This window comes from Serratia plymuthica NBRC 102599 (genome assembly GCF_001590925.1).
GTDB classification, from domain to species: Bacteria; Pseudomonadota; Gammaproteobacteria; order Enterobacterales; family Enterobacteriaceae; genus Serratia; species Serratia plymuthica.
The window spans coordinates 1-22,098 of sequence record NZ_BCTU01000037.1; the positions used below are offsets into that span (position 1 = coordinate 1).

17 protein-coding genes are annotated in these 22,098 nt (G+C 56.0%); 10 read left to right on the forward strand and 7 right to left on the reverse strand.

Features of this window, described 5'->3' with window-relative positions; genetic code table 11:
- The coding region (ansB, locus tag SPL01S_RS22105) for an L-asparaginase 2 (RefSeq protein ID WP_063202862.1) at positions 1 to 982 on the reverse strand (982 nt) is incomplete at its 3' end.
- 148 nt (positions 983 to 1,130) lie between these two features.
- Here ansB and ycaO point away from each other — a divergent pair.
- The 4 genes from ycaO (at position 1,131) to pflA (ending at position 7,620) form a co-directional block, all read left to right on the forward strand.
- Entirely contained in the window at positions 1,131 to 2,894 is a 1,764-nt protein-coding gene (ycaO, locus tag SPL01S_RS22110) for a 30S ribosomal protein S12 methylthiotransferase accessory factor YcaO (protein ID WP_063202864.1), read from the forward strand.
- Between the two features lie 483 nt (positions 2,895 to 3,377).
- Positions 3,378 to 4,238: a formate transporter FocA gene (gene focA / locus SPL01S_RS22115; protein ID WP_062870379.1), complete on the forward strand. Its 861-nt coding sequence runs from the start codon at positions 3,378 to 3,380 to the stop codon at positions 4,236 to 4,238.
- A 54-nt stretch (positions 4,239 to 4,292) separates the two neighbouring features.
- Positions 4,293 to 6,575: a formate C-acetyltransferase gene (pflB, locus tag SPL01S_RS22120; protein WP_062870378.1), complete on the forward strand. Its 2,283-nt coding sequence runs from the start codon at positions 4,293 to 4,295 to the stop codon at positions 6,573 to 6,575.
- Positions 6,576 to 6,879: 304 nt separating this feature from the next.
- Positions 6,880 to 7,620, forward strand: a complete 741-nt coding sequence (pflA, locus tag SPL01S_RS22125; protein ID WP_063202866.1) for a pyruvate formate lyase 1-activating protein — start codon at positions 6,880 to 6,882, stop codon at positions 7,618 to 7,620.
- Between the two features lie 49 nt (positions 7,621 to 7,669).
- Here pflA and SPL01S_RS22130 read toward each other — a convergent pair whose 3' ends face one another.
- Positions 7,670 to 8,815 (reverse strand): MFS transporter, encoded by a 1,146-nt coding sequence (locus SPL01S_RS22130; RefSeq protein ID WP_013812288.1) that lies wholly within the window; start codon positions 8,813 to 8,815, stop codon positions 7,670 to 7,672.
- Between the two features lie 177 nt (positions 8,816 to 8,992).
- On the opposite strand from SPL01S_RS22130, the gene SPL01S_RS22135 reads away from it, so the two are divergent.
- The 3 genes from SPL01S_RS22135 to SPL01S_RS22145 all read left to right on the forward strand — a co-directional run bounded on the left by SPL01S_RS22135 (position 8,993) and on the right by SPL01S_RS22145 (position 10,902).
- Entirely contained in the window at positions 8,993 to 9,361 is a 369-nt protein-coding gene (locus SPL01S_RS22135) for a DUF1801 domain-containing protein (RefSeq protein ID WP_004942622.1), read from the forward strand.
- A gap of 39 nt (positions 9,362 to 9,400) precedes the next feature.
- Positions 9,401 to 10,192, forward strand: a complete 792-nt coding sequence (locus SPL01S_RS22140) for an AraC family transcriptional regulator (protein WP_063202868.1) — start codon at positions 9,401 to 9,403, stop codon at positions 10,190 to 10,192.
- 98 nt (positions 10,193 to 10,290) lie between these two features.
- On the forward strand, positions 10,291 to 10,902 hold the full coding sequence (locus SPL01S_RS22145; RefSeq protein WP_063202870.1) for a LysE family translocator: 612 nt from the start codon (positions 10,291 to 10,293) through the stop codon (positions 10,900 to 10,902).
- A 60-nt stretch (positions 10,903 to 10,962) separates the two neighbouring features.
- On the opposite strand, the gene serS is transcribed toward SPL01S_RS22145, so the two are convergent.
- The 5 genes from serS to lrp form a co-directional block, all read right to left on the reverse strand.
- On the reverse strand, positions 10,963 to 12,255 hold the full coding sequence (gene serS, locus SPL01S_RS22150; protein ID WP_004942617.1) for a serine--tRNA ligase: 1,293 nt from the start codon (positions 12,253 to 12,255) through the stop codon (positions 10,963 to 10,965).
- Positions 12,256 to 12,364: 109 nt separating this feature from the next.
- Complete coding sequence (locus tag SPL01S_RS22155) at positions 12,365 to 13,708, reverse strand: replication-associated recombination protein A (RefSeq protein WP_120978379.1); 1,344 nt, start codon at positions 13,706 to 13,708, stop codon at positions 12,365 to 12,367.
- A 7-nt stretch (positions 13,709 to 13,715) separates the two neighbouring features.
- A complete protein-coding gene (gene lolA / locus SPL01S_RS22160; protein WP_004942614.1) occupies positions 13,716 to 14,327 on the reverse strand; it encodes an outer membrane lipoprotein periplasmic chaperone LolA in 612 nt (203 codons plus the stop codon).
- 199 nt (positions 14,328 to 14,526) lie between these two features.
- A complete protein-coding gene (locus tag SPL01S_RS22165) occupies positions 14,527 to 18,108 on the reverse strand; it encodes a DNA translocase FtsK 4TM domain-containing protein (protein WP_063202872.1) in 3,582 nt (1,193 codons plus the stop codon).
- Positions 18,109 to 18,228: 120 nt separating this feature from the next.
- Positions 18,229 to 18,723, reverse strand: a complete 495-nt coding sequence (gene lrp / locus SPL01S_RS22170) for a leucine-responsive transcriptional regulator Lrp (RefSeq protein ID WP_004928318.1) — start codon at positions 18,721 to 18,723, stop codon at positions 18,229 to 18,231.
- A 671-nt stretch (positions 18,724 to 19,394) separates the two neighbouring features.
- On the opposite strand from lrp, the gene trxB reads away from it, so the two are divergent.
- From trxB to gstA, 3 genes are all read left to right on the forward strand, one after another.
- Positions 19,395 to 20,366: a thioredoxin-disulfide reductase gene (gene trxB / locus SPL01S_RS22175; RefSeq protein WP_006324539.1), complete on the forward strand. Its 972-nt coding sequence runs from the start codon at positions 19,395 to 19,397 to the stop codon at positions 20,364 to 20,366.
- 78 nt (positions 20,367 to 20,444) lie between these two features.
- The gene (locus SPL01S_RS22180; RefSeq protein WP_063202874.1) at positions 20,445 to 21,332 is read left to right on the forward strand and encodes a LysR family transcriptional regulator; all 888 of its coding nucleotides are present in this window, start codon (positions 20,445 to 20,447) and stop codon (positions 21,330 to 21,332) included.
- A 96-nt stretch (positions 21,333 to 21,428) separates the two neighbouring features.
- Complete coding sequence (gene gstA, locus SPL01S_RS22185) at positions 21,429 to 22,046, forward strand: glutathione transferase GstA (RefSeq protein WP_063202876.1); 618 nt, start codon at positions 21,429 to 21,431, stop codon at positions 22,044 to 22,046.
- Positions 22,047 to 22,098: the final 52 nt, after the last annotated feature.

Below are 22,098 nucleotides of genomic sequence, written 5' to 3' on the forward strand. Positions count from 1 at the left end.
ACAGGATCCGCGCTTTTTGCGGGTTCAGCGTACCGGCGGCGACAAAGCCGAATTTAGCGTCATCCACTTCCGCGTCTTCCGTGGTGGAACCGGTCGGCACTCTGGAAGATCGCACTACGGCCACACCGTTATGTGCGGCCGTAGCCAATGTATCAAACACCGTTTTGTACAGGTTGCCGTTACCGACCCCGGCGCTGACAATGCCCTGATAACCTTCAGCGATCAGCGCCTTGGCCGGCGCATCGGAAGCGTTGGCATAGTTATAGACAATGCCGACTTTGGGCAGCTCGGTCAGGCTGGATACGTCAAAGGGGGTATCGGTAGTATGCTTGCGCTGCGGTGAGCGCTGATAGTCTACCTTGCCGTTATGGATATAACCGAGCGGACCGAAATTGGGCGACTGGAATGTCTGCACCGAGGTGGTATTGGTTTTGGTCACGTCGCGCGCATCCAGCACGCTGTCGTTCATCGCCACCAGCACCCCGCGTTTGGCCGATTGCGGATCCGCCGCCGTCACCACGGCGTTATACAGATTGAACGGGCCGTCGGCGCTCATCGCCGTTGCCGGGCGCATTGCTCCGACGATCACTACCGGCTTGTCGCATTTGACGGTCAAATCGAGAAAATAAGCGGTTTCTTCCAGCGTGTCGGTGCCGTGGGTGATCACAAAACCGTCCGTTTTGCCGCAGTCAGCGTTGATTTTCTTCACCAGTTTCAGCCACACCTCATCGTTCATGTCTTGCGAACCGATGTTCACCACCTGCTCACCCTGCACATTGGCGACGTTTTTCAGCTCCGGCACCGCATTCACCAGCGCATCGACGCCCAGTTTGCCCGCCGTATAGTTGGATTTTGTCGCCGATTCGCCGCCGCCGGCAATGGTGCCGCCGGTCGCCAACAGAGTGATGGAAGGCAATGCCAGCGCAGAACCGCTTACGCCCGCCAGGAATAGCGCCACAACGCTGAGTTTCACTGATTTCATTAGGTTTCTCCTTGATAGATAACCCGCTGAATTATGGCCCTTATCCTTAAAAAAACTGTGACTTTACCGTCGCTTTAGGAATACATGGAGCTTGGGCGTAAAACCCCGTATCATTGCGCGTTTTTAGTACGCTCAAAAAGTGAAGACAATGACGCAAACTTTTATCCCTGGCAAAGACGCCGCGTTGGAAGACTCCATCGCCCGTTTCCAACAGAAATTAAGCGATCTGGGTTTTAATATCGAAGAAGCCTCATGGCTGAACCCGGTACCGCACGTATGGTCAGTTCACATCCGCGATCGCGATTGCCCGCTGTGCTTCACCAACGGTAAAGGCGCCAGCCAAAAAGCCGCGCTGGCTTCCGCTTTGGGCGAATACTTCGAGCGCCTTTCCACCAACTATTTCTTTGCCGATTTCTATTTGGGTAAGCACATTGCCGAAGGCGATTTCGTACATTATCCGAATGAGAAATGGTTCCCGATCCCGGCCGACAATTCGCTACCGGAAGGCATCCTCGACGAACGCCTGCATGCGTTCTACGATCCAGAGCAAGAACTGACCGCCGGCGATCTGATCGATCTGCAATCCGGCAACGGCGATCGCGGCATCTGCGCCCTGCCGTTCTCCCGTCAGTCAGACCAGCAGACGGTCTATATTCCGATGAACATCATCGGCAACCTGTACGTGTCCAACGGCATGTCCGCCGGTAACACCGCGAACGAAGCTCGCGTGCAGGGCCTTTCCGAAGTATTCGAGCGTTATGTGAAAAACCGCATTATCGCCGAATCCATCAGCCTGCCGGAGATCCCGAGCGAAGTGCTGAACCGTTATCCAGGCGTGGTGGAAGCCATTGCCCGCCTGGAACAGGAAGGCTTCCCGATCCTGTCCTATGACGCCTCATTGGGCGGTAACTACCCGGTAATCTGCGTAGTGCTGTTCAACCCGGCCAACGGCACCTGTTTCGCCTCGTTCGGCGCTCATCCCGATTTCGGCGTGGCGCTTGAGCGTACCGTGACTGAACTGCTGCAGGGCCGTAGTCTGAAGGATCTGGACGTGTTCACCGCGCCAACCTTCGATGACGAAGAAGTGGCCGAACACACCAATCTGGAAACCCACTTTATCGATTCCAGCGGTTTGATCTCCTGGGACATGTTCAAGCAGGATGCGGATTACCCGTTTGTCGACTGGAGTTTCAGCGGCAGCACGCAGGAAGAATTCGCCACGCTCATGAGCATTTTCGACAAAGAAGGCGCCGAAGTGTACATCGCCGACTACGAGCACCTGGACGTTTACGCCTGCCGTATCATCGTACCTGGCATGTCCGACATCTACCCGGCGGAAGATCTGTTGCTGGCCAATAACAGCATGGGCGCGCACCTGCGTGATACCCTGCTGGCACTGCCGGGCAGCGAATGGGAACCACAAGAATATCTGGCGCTGATTGAGCGACTGGATGACGAAGGGCTGGACGATTTCACCCGCGTGCGCGAGTTGCTGGGCATTGCCTCCGGTAAAGACAACGCCTGGCACACCCTGCGCGTGGGCGAGCTGAAATCCATGCTGGCACTCGCGGGCGGCGATATGGAACAGGCTCTGATCTGGACGGAATGGACCCAGGACTTTAACGGATCGGTGTTAAGCCCGGCGCGCAGCAATTACTACCGTTGCCTGCAAACCCTGCTGCTGCTGACGCAGGAGCCGGATCGCGATCCGGCGCAGTACTACGGCGCCTTCGTGAAAATGTACGGTCAGGAAGCGGTCGACGCCGCCTCTGCGGCCATCAGCGGCGAAGAGCGCTTTAACGGCTTGTTCGCTGTCGACAGCGATCTGAAAGCGTTACCGGCGCATCAGGCGCTGCTGGCGGCCTACGAAAAACTGCAAAACGCCAAGCGCCGCCACTGGGCACAGGCATAACCGCAGTCTTAATGCGTCGGCAGCTTGCCTGCCGGCGCCACTCCTAAAGGGATAGTTTGCTGTACATCGCATTCGTAAACGCAGCAAAGAAAATAGCCAGATCTTATTTTGACGGTTAAATCACCGTTTTCTTCTTTTATTTTTTCCGGTTAATTACGCACTTATCAACAAACAAGACGTTAATTGTTGCAGGTTGGTGAAATAATAATTAACCGATAAGTCAACTTTAGCCGTCAAAAATAGACAATACCCGTAAATATTTAACCTTTATTAAGGGTATTTACCCCACCAATTCAAAATTATTTGCAAACATTAAAAAATAGTTTTCACTTAAAAATCAAATAATTAATTTAATTAACCCTGCGATTTGTCTGGTTTTGTACCCCTCTAGTTCCTCGCCTTATGATCCAAATCAATTTTTACCCTATACTGCTTTGCTAGTATCTCATTGCGTTGTTTTAACCCTTAAGAGAGAGAGTTAGTGTGAAAGCTGACAACCCCTTCGATCTGATATTACCTGCGGCAACGGCGAAAATCGCTGAAGATGCAGGTGTGTATAAAGCCACCAAGCATCCGCTGAAAACTTTTTATTTGGCGATCACTGCCGGCGTCTTTATTTCCATCGCGTTCGTATTTTATATCACTGCGACTACCGGCACTGCCGGTGTGCCCTTCGGCCTGGCAAAATTGGTCGGCGGCATCTGTTTCTCTCTGGGGTTAATGCTGGTCGTGGTCTCAGGTGCAGACCTGTTCACCTCAACCGTGCTGATTGTGATTGCCAAGGCCAGCGGCCGTATCAGTTGGCCCCAACTGGCAGCCAACTGGTTGAACGTCTATATCGGTAACCTGATTGGCGCCCTGTTATTTGTGGCACTCATCTGGTTTTCCGGTGAACACATGGTGGCCAACGGCCAATGGGGCCTGAACGTCCTGCAAACCGCTGACCACAAGCTGCACCACACTTTTATTGAGGCGGTCTGCCTCGGTATTCTGGCTAACCTGATGGTTTGCCTGGCCGTGTGGATGAGTTATTCCGGCCGCAGCCTGATGGACAAAATGTTCGCCATGATCCTGCCGGTCGGCATGTTCGTCGCCAGCGGCTTCGAACACAGCATCGCCAATATGTTTATGATCCCTATGGGTATCGTGGTTAAACACTTCGCCACGCCGGAGTTCTGGCAAGCCGTAGGGGCAACACCCGAGCAGTTTGCTCATCTGACCGTAAGCAACTTCATCATCGACAATCTGATCCCAGTCACCATTGGCAATATCATTGGCGGCGGCCTGCTGGTTGGGTTGACTTACTGGGTAATTTATCTGCGTGGTGGTGAACAACAGCATTAAGCTGTTAGTGACCGTGCGCCGAGTTAGAAATCCACAATTAAAGGTAGGTGTATAATGACCGAACTTAACGAGAAGTTAGCCAAAGCTTGGGAAGGTTTCAGCAAAGGTGACTGGCAGAATGAAGTCAACGTTCGTGACTTCATCCAGAAAAACTACACTCCTTACGAGGGTGATGAATCCTTCCTGGCTGGCGCAACTCAGGCCACCTCCACCCTGTGGGACAAGGTTATGGAAGGGATCAAACTGGAGAACCGCACCCATGCGCCAGTTGATTTCGACACCAACGTTGTCGCTACCATCACTTCCCATGACGCAGGCTACATTGCCAAAGAGCTGGAAACCATCGTTGGCTTGCAGACCGACGAGCCACTGAAACGCGCGCTGATCCCATTCGGCGGCATCAAAATGGTTGAAGGTTCTTGCAAGGTTTATGGCCGCGAACTGGATCCACAGCTGAAAAAAGTCTTCACCGACTACCGCAAGACCCACAACCAGGGTGTATTCGACGTTTACACCAAAGACATCCTGAACTGCCGTAAATCCGGCGTGCTGACCGGTCTGCCGGATGCCTACGGCCGTGGCCGCATCATCGGTGACTACCGTCGCGTTGCGCTGTACGGTATCGACTTCCTGATGGCCGACAAGCTGAACCAGTTCAAGTCATTGCAGAACAAGCTGGAAAACGGCGAAGATCTGGAAATGACCATTCAGCTGCGTGAAGAAATCGCTGAACAACACCGCGCACTGGCCCAGATTAAAGAAATGGCCGCCAAATACGGCTGCGACATCTCCAGCCCAGCGACTACCGCGCAAGAAGCCGTGCAGTGGACCTACTTCGGCTACCTGGCCGCGGTGAAATCCCAGAACGGCGCGGCAATGTCCTTCGGCCGCGTGTCCACCTTCCTTGACGTGTTCATCGAACGCGATATCAAAGCGGGCAAGCTGAGCGAAGAGCAAGCGCAGGAACTGATTGACCACCTGGTAATGAAACTGCGTATGGTGCGCTTCCTGCGTACCCCTGAGTATGATGAACTGTTCTCCGGCGACCCAATCTGGGCGACTGAATCCCTGGCGGGTATGGGCGTTGACGGCCGTACGCTGGTCACCAAAAACAGCTTCCGTTTCCTGAACACCCTGTACACCATGGGGCCGTCTCCGGAGCCGAACATGACCATCCTGTGGTCTGAAAAGCTGCCGTTGAACTTCAAAAAATACGCGGCGAAAGTGTCTATCGACACCTCATCCGTACAGTACGAAAACGACGACCTGATGCGCCCTGACTTCAACAACGATGACTACGCCATCGCCTGTTGCGTCAGCCCAATGATCGTCGGCAAACAAATGCAGTTCTTCGGTGCCCGCGCCAACCTGGCGAAAACCATGTTGTACGCCATCAACGGCGGCGTTGATGAAAAACTGAAAATCCAGGTAGGCCCGAAAGAAGCGCCAATGATGGACGACGTGCTGGACTATGACAAAGTCATGGAACGCATGGACCACTTTATGGACTGGCTGGCCAAACAGTACGTGACCGCGCTGAACATCATTCACTACATGCACGACAAGTACAGCTATGAAGCTGCGCTGATGGCCCTGCATGACCGTGACGTTTACCGCACCATGGCCTGCGGCATCGCCGGTCTGTCGGTAGCGGCCGACTCCCTGTCTGCCATCAAGTACGCCAAAGTCTCCACCATCCGTGATGAAGACGGCCTGGCGACCGACTTCAAAATCGAAGGTGAATACCCGCAGTTCGGTAACAACGATGCCCGTGTTGATGACATCGCCTGTGACCTGGTAGAACGTTTCATGAAGAAAATTCAGAAACTGCGTACCTACCGTAATGCGGTACCGACCCAGTCCGTACTGACCATCACCTCTAACGTGGTGTACGGCAAGAAAACCGGTAACACTCCAGATGGTCGCCGCGCAGGCGCTCCATTCGGTCCTGGTGCCAACCCAATGCACGGCCGCGACCAGAAAGGCGCTGTAGCCTCCCTGACCTCCGTAGCCAAACTGCCGTTTGCTTACGCGAAGGACGGGATCTCCTACACCTTCTCCATCGTGCCAAACGCCCTGGGTAAAGATGACGACGTGCGTAAAGCCAACCTGGCGGGCCTGATGGACGGTTACTTCCATCACGAAGCCTCCATCGAAGGCGGCCAGCACCTGAACGTCAACGTGATGAACCGTGAAATGCTGCTGGAAGCGATGGAAAACCCTGAGAAATACCCTCAGTTGACTATCCGCGTATCCGGTTATGCCGTACGTTTCAACTCGCTGACCAAAGAACAACAGCAAGACGTGATTACCCGTACTTTCACCCAGTCGATGTAATTGCCCCATCCGGGCGGGGTTTCCCGCCCGGTGGTTAAGCTGAATACCGGGGCCGGATCTTTCCGGCCCTTTTAACAAACGCAGTTTCCCTGACTCATCACGAGTCTGTTTTGCCAGATAGCTATACTGAATGAAATTGATGGATATCCGGCAAAACAGTTATCCGGCGCAATAACCGGCCAGCAGGAATCGTTCCACCCCAGCCGCCGGGCCTATCCGGTAGCTGCATCGCTGATCCCTGGCCGGCGGTTATGAGCCTACTTTTAGACTGCGTTTGACAGTCAATATTGGAGAACCCCCTGCAATGTCAGTGAAAGGTCGCATTCACTCCTTCGAATCCTGTGGCACCGTTGACGGTCCAGGGATCCGCTTTATCGTTTTCTTCCAGGGTTGCCTGATGCGCTGCCTGTATTGCCATAACCGCGACACCTGGGACACCCATGGCGGCAAAGAAGTGACCGTAGAAGAGCTGATGAAAGACACCGTCGCTTATCGGCACTTTATGAACGCTTCCGGCGGCGGCGTGACGGCCTCCGGCGGCGAAGCCATCTTGCAGGCCGAATTTGTCCGTGACTGGTTCCGTGCGTGCCAGCAGGAAGGTATCAATACCTGCCTGGATACCAACGGTTTTGTGCGTCGTTACGATCCGGTGATCGACGAGTTGCTGGACGCCACCGATCTGGTGATGCTGGATCTGAAACAGATGAACGACGACATTCATCAGAACCTGGTCGGCGTCTCCAACCACCGCACGCTGGACTTCGCCCGCTATCTGGCGAAACGCAACCAGCGCACCTGGATCCGTTATGTGGTGGTGCCTGGCTGGTCCGACGATGACAAGTCAACGCACATGCTGGGTGAGTTCACCAAGGACATGACCAACATCGAGAAAATCGAGCTGCTGCCCTATCACGAACTCGGCAAGCACAAATGGGTGGCGATGGGGGAAGAGTACAAGCTGGACAGCGTCCATCCTCCAAAAGCGGACACAATGGACCGCGTCAAAGGCATTCTGGAAAGCTACGGCCATAAAGTGATTTATTGATCTTTTTGTCGAGATAAAAAAACCGGCGCAATGGCCGGTTTTTTTGATCTCAGGCAGCAGCCAGCGGAGTCTGGTGATGGTTTGGCTTTTTCAGCAACATCATCAGGTACACCAGCGCAACGGCAGCAATCATCACAAACAGCAGGCGGTCGGAATAATTCTGCATCAACAACGCCGTCATTGACGGGCCAAGCAGGCTGCCGATTGTGTAGCTCATCAGCAACGCCTGATTCATCGCCACCAACTCATGCGGCAGCGCTTTCTCGCAGGCCCAGGACATCGCCACCGGGTACAGCGTGAAACCGGCGCAGCCGAGAATAAACAGCGCCGGCGCCATGGCATAGTTGCCGAGCATCGCCACACTGGCGAGGATCACCACAAACACCTGAATGCGCAGCACCAACAGACGACCATAGCGATCGGCCAGGCGCCCTACCGGCCACTGCCCGACAATACCGGAGCTGACCAGCAGAGCCATCCAGTAACCGACGTTGGCGTCGCTCATACCCTGATGGGATAAATACAGCGGCATCAAGCCATAGAGTGAACCCAGAACAATACCGGAGATAATGCAGCCATTGATGCCCAGCCGCGCGCTGCGGCGTTTCAGCATTGGCCATACCGCCGCCTGCTGCGGTTCGTCATGCTGGCTGTTAACCCGCGCAAACAGCATGGGCAGCATGGCGCAGATGATGATGGTGGCCACCCACGGCACCACGTTCAGCAATTCGGTCGATACCAGGCTCAACAGCAGTTGACCAATCACGGTGCCAAGATAGTAAACCATCATATAGGCCGCCAACAGTTGCCCGCGGTTGGACAGATTACCACTGCGCAGTAAGGCGCTTTCGACGATCACCCAAATCCAGGCGCAGCCAATGCCGGCAAAGAAACGCCAGCCCATCCAGCTCCAAAAATCGAGCGACAGCGCCATACCGGCCGTCGCGACGGCAAACACCACGCAGGCAAGATGATAGCTGCGGGTAAAGCCGATGCGTTTGATCAGTTTGCCCGCTATCAGCGTGCCTACCAGGTTGCCGGTAAAGTAAGAAGAGCTCACCATACCCACCTGGCCGGTTGACAACTGAGCGTGAGTCAACCAAAGAGGGACTAACGTATTCAATACGGCAATAGAAACCGTGAGCAATAACAAGCCACAGAGCAGCAGGAGCACTGGGCGGGAATATGCGGACATAGTGAAATTGAAACCGAACGCGCGATGAGAGTGCGCGCATCATGCCACTGGCGATAAAAAAGTCAATCCGCTCTTATCTATGCACCGCACAATTTGTTTCACTCCCGGCAACAGGGGCAACGCGCAGCAAAAAGGGCTATGCTGACGGCAGAAGAAATTCGCTCTCGCAGAGGCATAATGAAACAAACTATCGATAATGCCGTCGGCACTTTGCTGGCGGATATAGGCAGCACCCATGGTGAACTTCTGGACGTCGTGCAACGTGTTCGCCAGGTGGTCACGGCAACCGGTGGCGGCGTCAGTGAATCGGTAAAATATGGCGGCATCATGTTTGCTCATACGGCGTTTTTCTGCGGCGTGTTCGCCTACAGCGGCCATGTGACGGTTGAGTTTGGCCGGGGCTATCTGCTCGAAGACCGCCACCGGATGCTGGAAGGCGGGGGTAAGTATCGCCGGCATATCAAGCTTTATTCGGTTGCCGATGTAGAGGCAAAACATCTGGCAGATTACGCCAGACTGGCCTATGAGCTTGAGCCTCCACGCTAAAACCGGCGTACATCTGCAGCGCACCCTAAGGATAAGATGATGAAAAAGCGTGCCATTCAGATCGTCCCCAGCCGCCTCCAGGGTATGGAAATGGTAACGGCGGACACGGATTTTTCCTTTGGCCGCCATACTCACGACCAGTTTGGCATTGGCCTGATGGATCGCGGCGCCCAGAAATCGCTAAGCGGCAGAGGCCGCGTTGAATCATCCGCAGGGGACATCATCACCGTGAACCCCGGAGAAGTGCATGACGGCTCTCCCCTCGCCGGTGCCAGAGCCTGGCGCATGATCTACTGCCACCCGGAACGGCTCAATCAATGCTTCGCGGATATCAGCGAGGGGAGATTTACCTCCGGGGAGTTCAGCCACCCGGTTTTCAGCAATCATCACCTGGCCGCCTACTTTAACCGGCTGTTCTGCGCCGTAACGCAAAGCGATGCGCTGGCCGCCGAAGAGGCTTTGCTGGTTATCGCCGCAGCCCTGGCTGAGATCCCGCATCCCCCTTTAGCCTTCCCTCAAGATGGCATTGTCCGCGCACGGGAAATGATTGACGACGAGCCAGGCAGCCCGCTGACGTTGGCCGAGTTGGCCACCGAAGCCGGCCTGAGCCAATACCAACTCTTACGCGGGTTCAAACGCCGCACCGGTCTGACGCCACATGCTTACCTGCTGCAACGCCGCCTGTTGCTGGCGCGCCGGCTTATTCTCGCCGGTGACGGGCTGGCTGAGGTGGCCGATGCCTGCGGCTTCGCTGATCAAAGCCACATGACACGCCTGTTCGTCAGGAGCTTTGGGTACACTCCCGGCTCTTTCTCCCGGCAATCCGCCTGAACGTTGCCGCTGCAAAGGCGGGCTGCAATTTCGTTCAAGACTGTATGGCTCTTTCACCTGAAACTGGGTGCCAATTATCGCCAAAAGGAGCCTTACCCGTGAATGCAGATTTCCTGTTCACCTCATTACTGATCGTTATTTCGCCGGGGACCGGCGCGCTGATTACCTTGTCCACCGGGCTGCAGCAGGGTACGCGCAGCGCCCTGGTGGCGGCTGCGGGCTGCACCTTGGGCGTATTGCCCCATATGCTGGCTGCGGTGACCGGATTGGCCGCACTGTTGCAAACCAGCGCCCTGGCCTTTGACCTGGTGAAGTACCTTGGCGTGGTTTATTTGTTGTTTATGGGGTGGGAAACGCTGCGCGAAAAAGGGCCGCTGGCCCTGTCTCAGGCCAATTCGCCTTCCACAGACGGCGCTCTGGTGCGGTATGCCGTCGTAGCCAACGCGCTCAACCCCAAACTGTCCATTTTCTTTCTGGCGTTTCTTCCACAGTTTATCACCGTGGGAGATGCGCACCCTGCCCGTACCATGCTGCTACTTTCTGCGGTATTCGCCGTAATGACGTTCGTGATTTTCTCTCTTTATGGCGCCTTTGCCGCACGCGTCCGGCATCGCATTCTGGGAAATGCTCGCGTGATGCACTGGATACGCTGGTCGGTTTCCCTGGCATTTATCGGTCTCGCCATCAAATTGGCGTTGACCAGCCACTGACCCTCTGATTTTCAGACATAAAAAAAGCGCCCGCAGGCGCTTTCTTGCTGACTAGCTTTTCTAGCCGATATATTCCAGGCCATTCATGTAAGGGCGCAGAACTTCCGGCACCTGAATGCGGCCGTCGGCCTGCTGGTAGTTTTCCAACACGGCTACCAGCGTACGCCCCACAGCCAAGCCAGAGCCGTTCAGCGTGTGCACCAAACGCGGCTTCTTCTCGGTTTTGCTGCGGCAGCGTGCCTGCATGCGGCGCGCCTGGAAATCCCACATGTTTGAACAGGAAGAGATTTCACGATAGGTATCCTGAGCCGGCAACCACACTTCCAGATCGTAGGTCTTGCAAGCGCCGAAGCCCATGTCACCGGTACACAGCAAGACTTTACGGTATGGCAGATTCAGCAGTTGCAGCACTTTCTCCGCATGGCCGGTCAGCTCTTCCAGCGCCGCCATGGAATCTTCCGGGCGAACGATCTGTACCATCTCGACCTTGTCGAACTGGTGCATACGGATCAAACCACGGGTGTCACGCCCATACGAACCGGCTTCTGCACGGAAACATGGCGTGTGCGCGGTCATCTTCAGCGGCAGGGATTCTTCTTCCAGGATCTCGTCGCGCACCAGGTTGGTCAAGGGCACTTCCGCCGTTGGGATCAGCGCATAGTTGCTGCTGTCTGACTCTTCTTCCAAGGGTTTGGTATGGAACAGATCATCGCCAAACTTCGGCAACTGACCGGTGCCATACAACGTGGCATGGTTGACCAGGTACGGCACGTAGGCTTCCAGATAGCCGTGTTGTTCCGTATGCAGATCCAGCATGAACTGCGACAGCGCGCGGTGCATACGGGCGATCTGCCCTTTCATCACCACAAAGCGCGAACCCGTCAATTTTACCGCTGCGGCGAAATCCAGCCCACCGGCCATTTCGCCCAGATCAACGTGATCGCGTACCTGGAAATCGTACTGGCGCGGTTCGCCCCAGCGGCACACTTCCTGGTTCTCGCTGTCATCTTTGCCGTTCGGCACGGCATCGTCAGGCAGGTTCGGCAACGTCAGGGCGTAATCGCGGATTTCGGTCTGCAAGGAATCCAAGGCGGCCTTGGCAACATCCAGCTTATCACCCAGTTCGTTCACTTCACGACGCAGCGGCTCAATGTCTTCCCCGCGTGCTTTAGCCGCGCCGATGGATTTCGATCGGGAGTTACGTTCTGCCTGCAGCGTTTCGGATTCTACCTGCAGAACTTTGCGGCGCTCTTCTTGCGAACGCAGCAGATCCAGATCGAGTTTAAAGCCTCGGCGAGCCAGTTTGACGGCGACTGCGTCTAGCTCATTACGCAGCAGATTGGGATCGAGCATGCTAATCCTGTGCTTATTGTTATTGAAAGAAAATTTGTCGTTTTATACGGCTGAATATAAGCCGCATAAAGAAAGAGTGATACCCGGTAACCTTACCGCAACGGCAACGCTAGCGGTAGCGTTTTGTCGGGCTATTTTGATCCTGCTCAGCCAGCCATGCCAGCTTTTCACCGATTTTGCCCTCCAGCCCGCGTGCGGTCGGATGGTAGTAACGGGTCTTGGCCATTTCAGGAGGGAAATAGTCCTCGCCGGCGGCATAAGCATTGGGTTCGTCGTGCGCGTAGCGATACTCCGCGCCCAAGCCCATTTCCTTCATCAGCTTGGTCGGCGCATTGCGCAGATGCTCCGGTACGTCGTAATCAGCCATCTCTCGGGCGTCGCGCATCGCCGCTTTGAAAGCGGTGTACACGGCGTTGCTTTTCGGCGCGCAGGCCAGATAGACGATGGCCTGGGCAATTGCCCGTTCGCCCTCCGCCGGGCCGACGCGGGTAAAGCAATCCCAGGCCGCAATCGCCACCTGCATGCCGCGCGGATCGGCATTGCCGACATCCTCGGACGCAATCGCCAACAGGCGACGCGCCACATACAGCGGATCGCCACCGGCGGTAATAATGCGCGCATACCAGTACAGCGCGGCATCCGGTGCCGAACCGCGCACCGATTTATGCAGCGCCGAGATCAAATCGTAATAACGATCGCCTTTATTGTCGAAGCGCGCACTGCGCTCACCGGAGACCTCTTTTAACAATGACGGCGTCAAAACGCGGATGCCTTTGGCGTCGATTTCCGCCATATCCGCCATCATCTCCAGGCTGTTCAGCGCCCGACGCGCATCGCCGCCCACCAGCTCCGACAGCATGCGGCGCGTCTCTTCGGGCAACTCGATATTCTGGCCGCCGAACCCCCGGCTAGTGTCTTTCATCGCCTGATCCAGCACCTGGCTGATATCTTCGGCGGTCAGTGCTTTCAACAAATATACCCGCGCGCGCGAAAGCAGCGCCGAATTGAGCTCAAAAGACGGGTTCTCGGTCGTCGCGCCGATAAAGGTGATGGTGCCATCTTCAATATGCGGCAGGAAAGCATCCTGCTGGCTTTTATTGAAGCGGTGCACCTCATCGACAAACAAAATAGTGCGGCGACCGGCGTCACGGTTCTGACGTGCGCGCTCGATCGCCTCGCGGATCTCTTTGATGCCGGACGTGACGGCGGAAATCCGTTCGACGTCCGCCTGGCCGTAACGGCCGATCAGCTCTGCCAGCGTCGTTTTCCCGGTGCCCGGCGGCCCCCACAGAATCATCGAATGCAGTTGCCCTGCCTCGATGGCACGCGGCAAAGGCTTGCCGGCAGCCAGCAGGTGTTGCTGGCCGATATACTGCGCCAGCGTGGTTGGCCGCATCCGCGCGGCCAACGGCTGGAACTCATTCTGGGAAAAATCGAGCGACATATTACTCACGCGGACCTCACTGGCGCTGGTCGTCCAGCGTCACCCCCTTCGGCGGGGTAAATTTGAATTTGGCAGCGTCAACCGTGGTGTTCTGCTGGCTTTTCAGTGCGTAAGAGCTGCGCTGGCCGTCCTGCTCAACTGCGGCAAAACTGCGGATAGTACCGCTGTTGGTCACAGTAATGGCGAACTGTTTCAGGTTACCGCTGCTGGATTTTGGCGTCAGCTCAAAATCGTCGCCTTTCTGCTTCACATTATACTGTTTCCAGTCATTGGCATCGTTGCGGGTGATCAGCATAAACGGCGTGTTGCCGGTGGCATTTTTCAGCCAGGTGGCAGTGACCTGCTCGACAAACGGGTTATAAAACCACAGGGTTTGGCCATCCGATACCAGCACGCTCTCGTCAGGTGAGGTCATGTGCCAGTTAAACAGATTCGGGCGTTTCACCCACAATTCGCCTTCGCCCTGCTGTACCGCAGCGCCGTCGCTGCTGGTCACGGTCTGGGAGAAACTGGCGTGGAAACTGTTCACTTTCGCCAGACGACTTTGCAGATCCTGTGCGGCGTCGGCCAGCACAGAGGTGGAAGCGAATCCCGAAAGCAGACAGCAGGCAACCAACAGTTTTTTCATTATTCCAGATACCTTATGAAATGCGTTAACCGCAAGGCGGTGCCGTGCGGGTCAAATTAACCCTTAACCAACGTTACTTTACCCGAAGCCACAAGCCGGCAGATAGGCCAATGTTCCGAGAAGCAGACGGGTTTACGCTTCTTTGCACAAGGGCCGCTAAGCGGCCCTTTATTATTGAATAACAACGATTAAAGCTTCATCAGTCATGCCTTGGCGGTGCCAGCACCTCGCGGTTGCCGTTATGCCCCTGCTCGCTGACGATGCCCTGCGCTTCCATCTGTTCGATGATGCGCGCAGCGCGGTTATAACCGATGCGGAACTGACGCTGCACGCCGGAGATAGAAGCGCGGCGTTTATCCACCACAAACTCCACCGCCTGGTCAAACAACGGATCCAGCTCTTCGTCACCTTCCAGGCCGCCGCCAGCGCCACCCTCACCGTCGTCACCGGCGCTGAGGATACCCTCTTTATATTGAGGCCGCTCACGCGCTTTCCAATCCTTGACCACCGCATGCACTTCCTGATCGCGCACAAATGCACCATGCACACGTACAGGAATGGAGGAGTTAGGCGCCAGATACAGCATGTCACCCATCCCCAGCAGAGATTCTGCACCGCCCTGATCGAGGATAGTGCGCGAGTCAATCTTGCTGGATACGGTAAAGGCGATACGGGTTGGGATGTTGGCCTTGATCAGGCCGGTGATCACATCCACCGACGGACGCTGGGTCGCCAGCACCAGGTGGATCCCCGCAGCACGCGCTTTCTGTGCCAAACGAGCGATCAGTTCCTCAACCTTCTTGCCCACCGTCATGATCAGGTCGGCGAATTCGTCCACCATCACCACGATGTAAGGCTCTTTCTCCAACACCGGCGGCGTAATGTCCATACTGTCAGTCGGCTTCCAGAAAGGATCCGGGATCGGGCGCCCCATCGCTTCAGCCTGATCAACGCGTTCGTTATAACCGGCCAGGTTACGCACGCCGAGTGCAGACATCAGCTTGTAGCGACGCTCCATCTCCGCAACACACCAACGCAGGGCGTTAGCGGCGTCTTTCATATCGGTCACAACGTCCGTCAACAGGTGCGGAATGCCTTCATAAACCGACAGCTCCAGCATTTTCGGGTCAATCATGATAAAGCGCACTTCTTTCGGCGTGGCCTTATACAAGATGCTCAGGATCATGGCATTGACCCCAACCGACTTACCGGAGCCCGTAGTACCGGCCACCAGCAGATGTGGCATTTTAGCCAAATCGGCCACCACCGGCTCACCGGAAATGTCTTTCCCCAGGACGATCGCCAGCGGCGACGGATTGTCGCGGAACGCTGGGCAATCCAGCACTTCGCGCAGATAAACCGTCTGACGTTTAACGTTAGGCAGCTCCAATCCGACATAAGGCTTGCCGGGAATGACCTCTACCACACGCACGGCGGAAGTTGACAGGGAACGCGCCAGATCGCGTGACAGGTTGGAAATACGCGCAGCCTTGACCCCCGGCGCCAAATCCAGCTCAAAGCGGGTAATAACCGGGCCAGGTAAAATATCCACTACGTCGGCTTTCACCCGGTAGTCGGCCAAACTCGCTTCCACCAAACGCGCCTTCTGCTCCAACGCGAAAGAGTCCACCGGCTCCACCTCTTTCGGGGCTTCGGTCAGCAGATCCAGCGTCGGCAACGGCGTGGTCGGTTTTTGCAGCGGCATATCGTTGCGCATCAGGAACGGGTGAATCAGGCTGTCCATCGCCGGCTGCTGCGGTGCAGCCGGAGCCGGTTGCGCCACAGGTTGCTGATAAGCTGGCGGTTGCTGCTGTACCGGTTGCTGCTGTGGCGCCTGCTGGTAAGCAGGTTGAGCGGGCTGCTGATAAACAGGTTGAGCAGGCTGCGGCGCCGGAGTCTGAGACGAATAAGCCGGTGCAGCAGGCTCAAACTGGCCAAAGGGGACATCGTCTTCACGTTCGCTTTGCTGCTCGATACGTTCTTCAAGCTGCGGCGACAGAGTGAACAGGGGTTCACTCGGGCTATCGTCGACCAAATCATCCATCGGCGAGAAGCTGAACGCGTTGCGGGTATCTACCGGATTGGCGATCGGCGACGATGGCACAGGTTCCTGCTGGCCATAGCGTGCCTGCTGTTGCTCGGCAAACGCCTGACGCAACGCCGCTTCCTGCAGGGCTTGCTCATCATCTTGATTATCTTGCGGATATTCCTCACCGTAACGCTGGCTTTGCTGTTCGGCAAACGCCTGGCGCAGCGCCGCTTCCTGCAAGGCTTCTTCATCTTGCTGATGGCTTTCCGCAGCTTGCAGCGGTTGATCATCGCGGGGACGCTGTTCCTGCTCGGCTACACGCTGAGAAGGCAGCTTGATACCGTAAGACGCCAGCTCGCGCCGGGTAGGAATACGCACCGGATTCGGCCGTGGCAACTCAGGGCCAATGCCCTGTTTCACCTGCGAGTTACCGTCGCTGGTGGCCGTAAAGGCCGGCATAAAGGTATTGGCGACAACGGCCGCCGCTGCGGCTTCCGCCTGCGGTTTCATGCTGCCAAATGGCGTAACCTCAGGCTCGCCGGCACTGAAGCCGGTAGAGCTGCCAACGTCAACGCTGTCGCGCTGAGCCGCAGAGAAATCAAACGGGGAGCGATCGTGTGGCTGAGATACGGTCGGTGCGTCCCAATTGCCCAAACGCGGTTCATCATCGTCCCGGTAAGGATCGGCCGGGCGCGTCATTTTCGGCGCTGGCGTCTCTTCAGGGATTTCAAACGAATACAGCGGTGGCGCGGCGTTCTCCACTGCAGCACTCATCGGATGCTGGTTCACCGAGGCCGGAGCCGTTGGCGCTGCCGTTACCGCAGGCGCCGTCACCGGGGCCGCTATCGGCGCGGGAACAGGCGTTACCGGCGTGTTGACAGCCGCCGGCGCGACAGGTGCCACATCGGCATCGTCGTTAGCCCGCAAGCCGTTGAGCAGCGGATCTTCAGCCTCTTCTGCCGCGGCGTTGGCGGCATCCGTTACCGAAGGTGCAGAGAACAGTACGTCATCTTCTGCTTCTGCCGCATTGGCAGCAGCCGCAGAGGCGGCTACAGCAACGGCGGCTCCCTTCCCTGCCTGCTCCGGCTCGTCGTCGACATAGCGATCGTCATCGTCGTGATAACGCTCCTCACGGCGTGAACGGTTGGTCATGAAAGTGGCCGTACCCAGCACCACACCGCCGATTCTCTCGGCGATCACCAACCAGGACCAGCCGGTAAACAGCGTGAGCCCTGCGGCCCATACGCACAATAATGCCAGCGTTGCGCCAATGCCGTTGAACCACGGCAGCATAGCGTTGCTCAGCAAGCTGCCGATAACGCCGCCGGAAGCGAAGTAATAGAGATCGTCGACATTCAGTGCCGCCAAGCCACACGAGGTGAGCACCAGCGCCAGCGTGCCGATAAGGCGCAGTGAGAGCGCAAAATAGTCGATGTAATCGCCGCTGTCGCGCTGACGGTAAGCCGCCCAGCACAAAACCAGCATGATCGGCGGTATTGCGTAAGCAAGTACCCCGAAGGTGAAGAACAGCGTGTCGGCCATCCAGGCTCCGACGCCACCGCCCAGGTTATGAATCGGCTCATGCCACGCGGTCTGCGACCAACTTGGGTCAGACGGATTGAAACTGACCAAGGCAGCCATGAGGTAAACGGCAAAAATGGCTACCACAATCAACACAGCTTCAAGCAAACGGCGGCCACTGCTGAGTTTTTTCAGGGTAACTTCTTTATCTTCTGTATATTCCTGGCTCAAGAAAGGCTCTCCAGGTTCCTGTTAGCTGACATAGCAACAGCGCCGAGAAGCTTCCCCGGCGCCGAAACTGTATGAATAAACAGGAGTGTAACCAATTTAATCAGGTTTTGCACCTGCACCTTACCGTGTTTTGATAACCAGACGGTTACTCTGTTTGACTTCTTCCATGACCACGTACGTACGGGTATCGTTAACCCCCGGCAGACGCAGCAAGGTTTCACCGAGCAACTTACGGTAAGCCGACATATCCGGCACGCGGGTTTTCAACAGATAGTCGAAATCACCGGACACCAGATGACACTCCTGAATTTCTTCAAGCTTTTGAACTGCTGAGTTAAATTGCTCAAACACATCCGGCGCGCCGCGGTTCAGCGTGATTTCCACGAAAACCAGCAGAGATGCATCCAGATAATGCGGGTTGAGCAAAGCGGTATAGCCATGAATAAAACCCTGGCGCTCGAGGCGGCGCACACGTTCTAAACATGGGGTTGGGGATAACCCCACGCGCTTCGAAAGCTCAACGTTCGAGATACGCCCATCCTTCTGCAGCTCATTCAGGATATTGCGGTCGATACGGTCGAGATCTTTACCCGGGCGTTTCTTATTGTCTGCCATTATTATTGTCTCTCTTATTTTCTTCCCTGCACTTGCCACACCCTAGCCAACGTCAATGTGTAAGGGCTTGTTCCAAGCGAAGACCCGATGCCTGTCATATACTTCACTACCATCATTCATCGTTGTGCAACCTGTCTGTCAACCCTGCACAACGGATTCAAATGACGTTCATCTCAAGAAGGAAATTGCCATTCGCTGACGCGATGTTCCCCTCACCTGCCGCTCTCCGCTTCGACAATGGCGCAAAATCCTGCACCGCCGCCGCAAATACGTACGATTTACTGTAGGTAGGGGGATAATTTCTTCTTCCTATGATGTTTTCGCAAATGCGCAGCGGATTGTCAAAGTAAAAGAAGCAAAATCAGAAGAACCTGTCGTCATGAAAAGTCAGCACCCCATTTTTAGTTATGAATCGCTGGCTTAAACCCCGCAGAGCAAAACGGCTTAAACCCGGTAAACGTGGTGTCTCAGGCAGAACGAACGCATAACGTCGGCCAGTGGCTTCCATAAGTTAAATTGCTGCGTTTTACGCTCGTTTTGGTGGCAAAACAATAATTAATAGGTCACGGCTATCAAACAAATCGTTAACAACATCTGCTGACGCTTTTTTTAATGCTGCATTTTCCCTACAATCGGTTTCATTGTCCGCATTGTGGGAAAAGAGGGTATTCATGGGCACGGCTAAACATAGCAAATTACTGATCCTGGGTTCCGGCCCGGCCGGCTACACCGCCGCGGTTTACGCAGCGCGCGCAAACCTGAGCCCGGTACTGATTACCGGTATGGAACAAGGTGGCCAGTTGACCACCACCACCGAAGTGGAAAACTGGCCTGGCGATGCCGAAGGCTTGACCGGCCCGGCGCTGATGGAGCGCATGCGCGAGCACGCAGAAAAATTCCAGACCGAGATCGTGTTCGATCACATCAACAGCGTCGATCTGCAGAACCGTCCGTTCCGCCTGTTCGGCGACAGTGGCGAATACACTTGCGATGCTTTGATCATCGCCACCGGCGCATCTGCCCGTTACCTGGGCATGCCTTCCGAAGACGCCTTCAAGGGCAAAGGCGTTTCCGCCTGCGCGACCTGTGACGGTTTCTTCTACCGCAATCAGAAAGTCGCGGTAGTCGGCGGTGGCAATACCGCCGTGGAAGAAGCGTTGTATTTGTCCAACATCGCCGCTGAAGTTCATCTGATCCACCGCCGCGACAGCTTCCGCTCAGAGAAGATCCTGATCGACCGGCTGATGGAGAAAGTGAAAAACGGCAATATCGTGCTGCATACCGACCATACGCTGGATGAAGTGCTGGGCGATCAGATGGGCGTTACCGGCGTGCGCATTCGCAGTACCAAAGCGGATAATGCAACGCAGGAACTGGCGCTGGCCGGCGTATTTATCGCCATCGGACACAGCCCGAACACCAGCATCTTCGGTGGCCAACTGGAGTTGGAAAACGGCTATATCAAGGTTCAGTCCGGTATTCACGGCAACGCCACCCAGACCACCATTCCTGGCGTATTCGCCGCGGGTGACGTGATGGACCATATCTACCGTCAGGCGATCACTTCCGCCGGCACCGGCTGTATGGCGGCGCTGGACGCTGAGCGTTACCTGGACGGCATCGCTGGCGCAGAAGTGCTGTAACGGCACGTTCTGTTATCCTGAAAAGCGGCTGCTTCAGCCGCTTTTTTTGTACCTTAACGATGAGCGGACGGGCATAGGATGCAGAACCTTCTCCACTGGCGCTTGCTGGTCGCCGTGGCCGACAGCGGCAAAATTACGCTGGCGGCAAACCAGTGCGGCATGACCCAGTCCGGCGCCAGTCAGGCTATCGCTCAATTGGAAAGCGCCCTAAGCACGCAGTTGTTTGTCCGCCTGCCACATTCAGTGACTCTGACACAAAGCGGGGAACGAATTGTCATCCACGCCCGCGCCATGCTCGCCGAACTCGATGCGATCCAAAACTACGCGCTGCAGGCGAAAAGTGCGCACTCGGGCAAAATTCGGCTGGCCAGCTTTCCCTCGGCATTTGCCCTCTTGCTTCCGCCGCTATTGCGTAAATTCCGCCGCCTCTACCCCGCCATTGAGCTGATTCAGTTGGAAGGCACCGATCAAGAAGTGGAGAACTGGCTGGCGCTGGAAACCGTCGACGTCGGCGTGGTGCTGAACCCAAAGGAAGAAAGACAAAGCTATCCTCTGGGACAAGATCTGTGGCTTGCGGTTACCGCCAGCGGCCACCCGCTGGCCAGGGGCCGGCAACCGGTGGATTTTAAAGCGCTGGCCGGGTTACCCTTTGTGCTGGCTACCGGCGGCTGCAGCCTCAACGCGCAACGGTTGGCACAGCAGGCCGGTATTGCGCTGGCTGACATACGTGTGACCGTCAGCGACTGGAGCACCGCACTGACGCTGGTGCGTGAAGGCGTCGGCGTTTCGTTGATGCCTGCCTCGGTGATACCGACCGACGCCGCCGGCATTTGCGCTCTGCCGTTGAGCGTCCCGCTCTACCGTTATTTTGGCCTGGTCTGTTCGTTCACTGGCGCAAGCTCTGCACCGGTACAAACCCTGCTGGATTACCTGCGAGATCATCTGCCGCAGCCCGTCAGTAGCTGAACTGATGACGGGTTTCTGACATTCTAATTTTTCTGCAGGCCCCCCCGGCGCCATGCTGTCGGTCAAGCGATATCGCTTTTTGCCTCAGGAACTCTCATGAAACTCTATTTTGCGCCCGACACCTGTTCGCTATCCCCGCATATTGTCCTGCGAGAGCTGGAATTGCCGTTTGAACTTATCCGGGTGAATAACCGCAGCAAACGCAGCGCCGACGGCGGTGATTTTTATCAGATCAATCCCAAGGGTTATGTCGCGGCGCTGATGCTGGAAGACGGCCGGGTGATTACCGAAGGCGCAGCCATCGTGCAATATTTGGCGGATCTGCGCCCTGACGCCGCACTGGCCCCTCCGAGCCATACTTTCGAGCGGGTGCGCTTGCAGGAATGGCTGAATTTCATCACCGCCGAGATCCACGCCGGAGCCAGCCCGCTATTCAATGCAACCCTGCAGGAAGAGGTCAAAACACTGTTCCGCGACAAGCTGTGCCGCCGTCTCGATTATGTCGCTCAGGCACTGGATGGGCAGGATTTCCTGTTGGGGGATCGCTTTAGCGTGGCGGATGCCTATCTGTTTACCGTACTACGTTGGATGGCCCAATTTTCCATCGAGTTAAAATGCTGGCCTACGTTAACCCGGTATATGGCGCAGATCGGTCAGCGTAAATCGGTGCAAGCCGCCCTGGCGGCGGAAGCGGCCAGCCGGGAGGTGGAATAACCCTCGCAACCAGAGTCTGTTATAGGGATATTTGACCGCTTTATTATTTTCA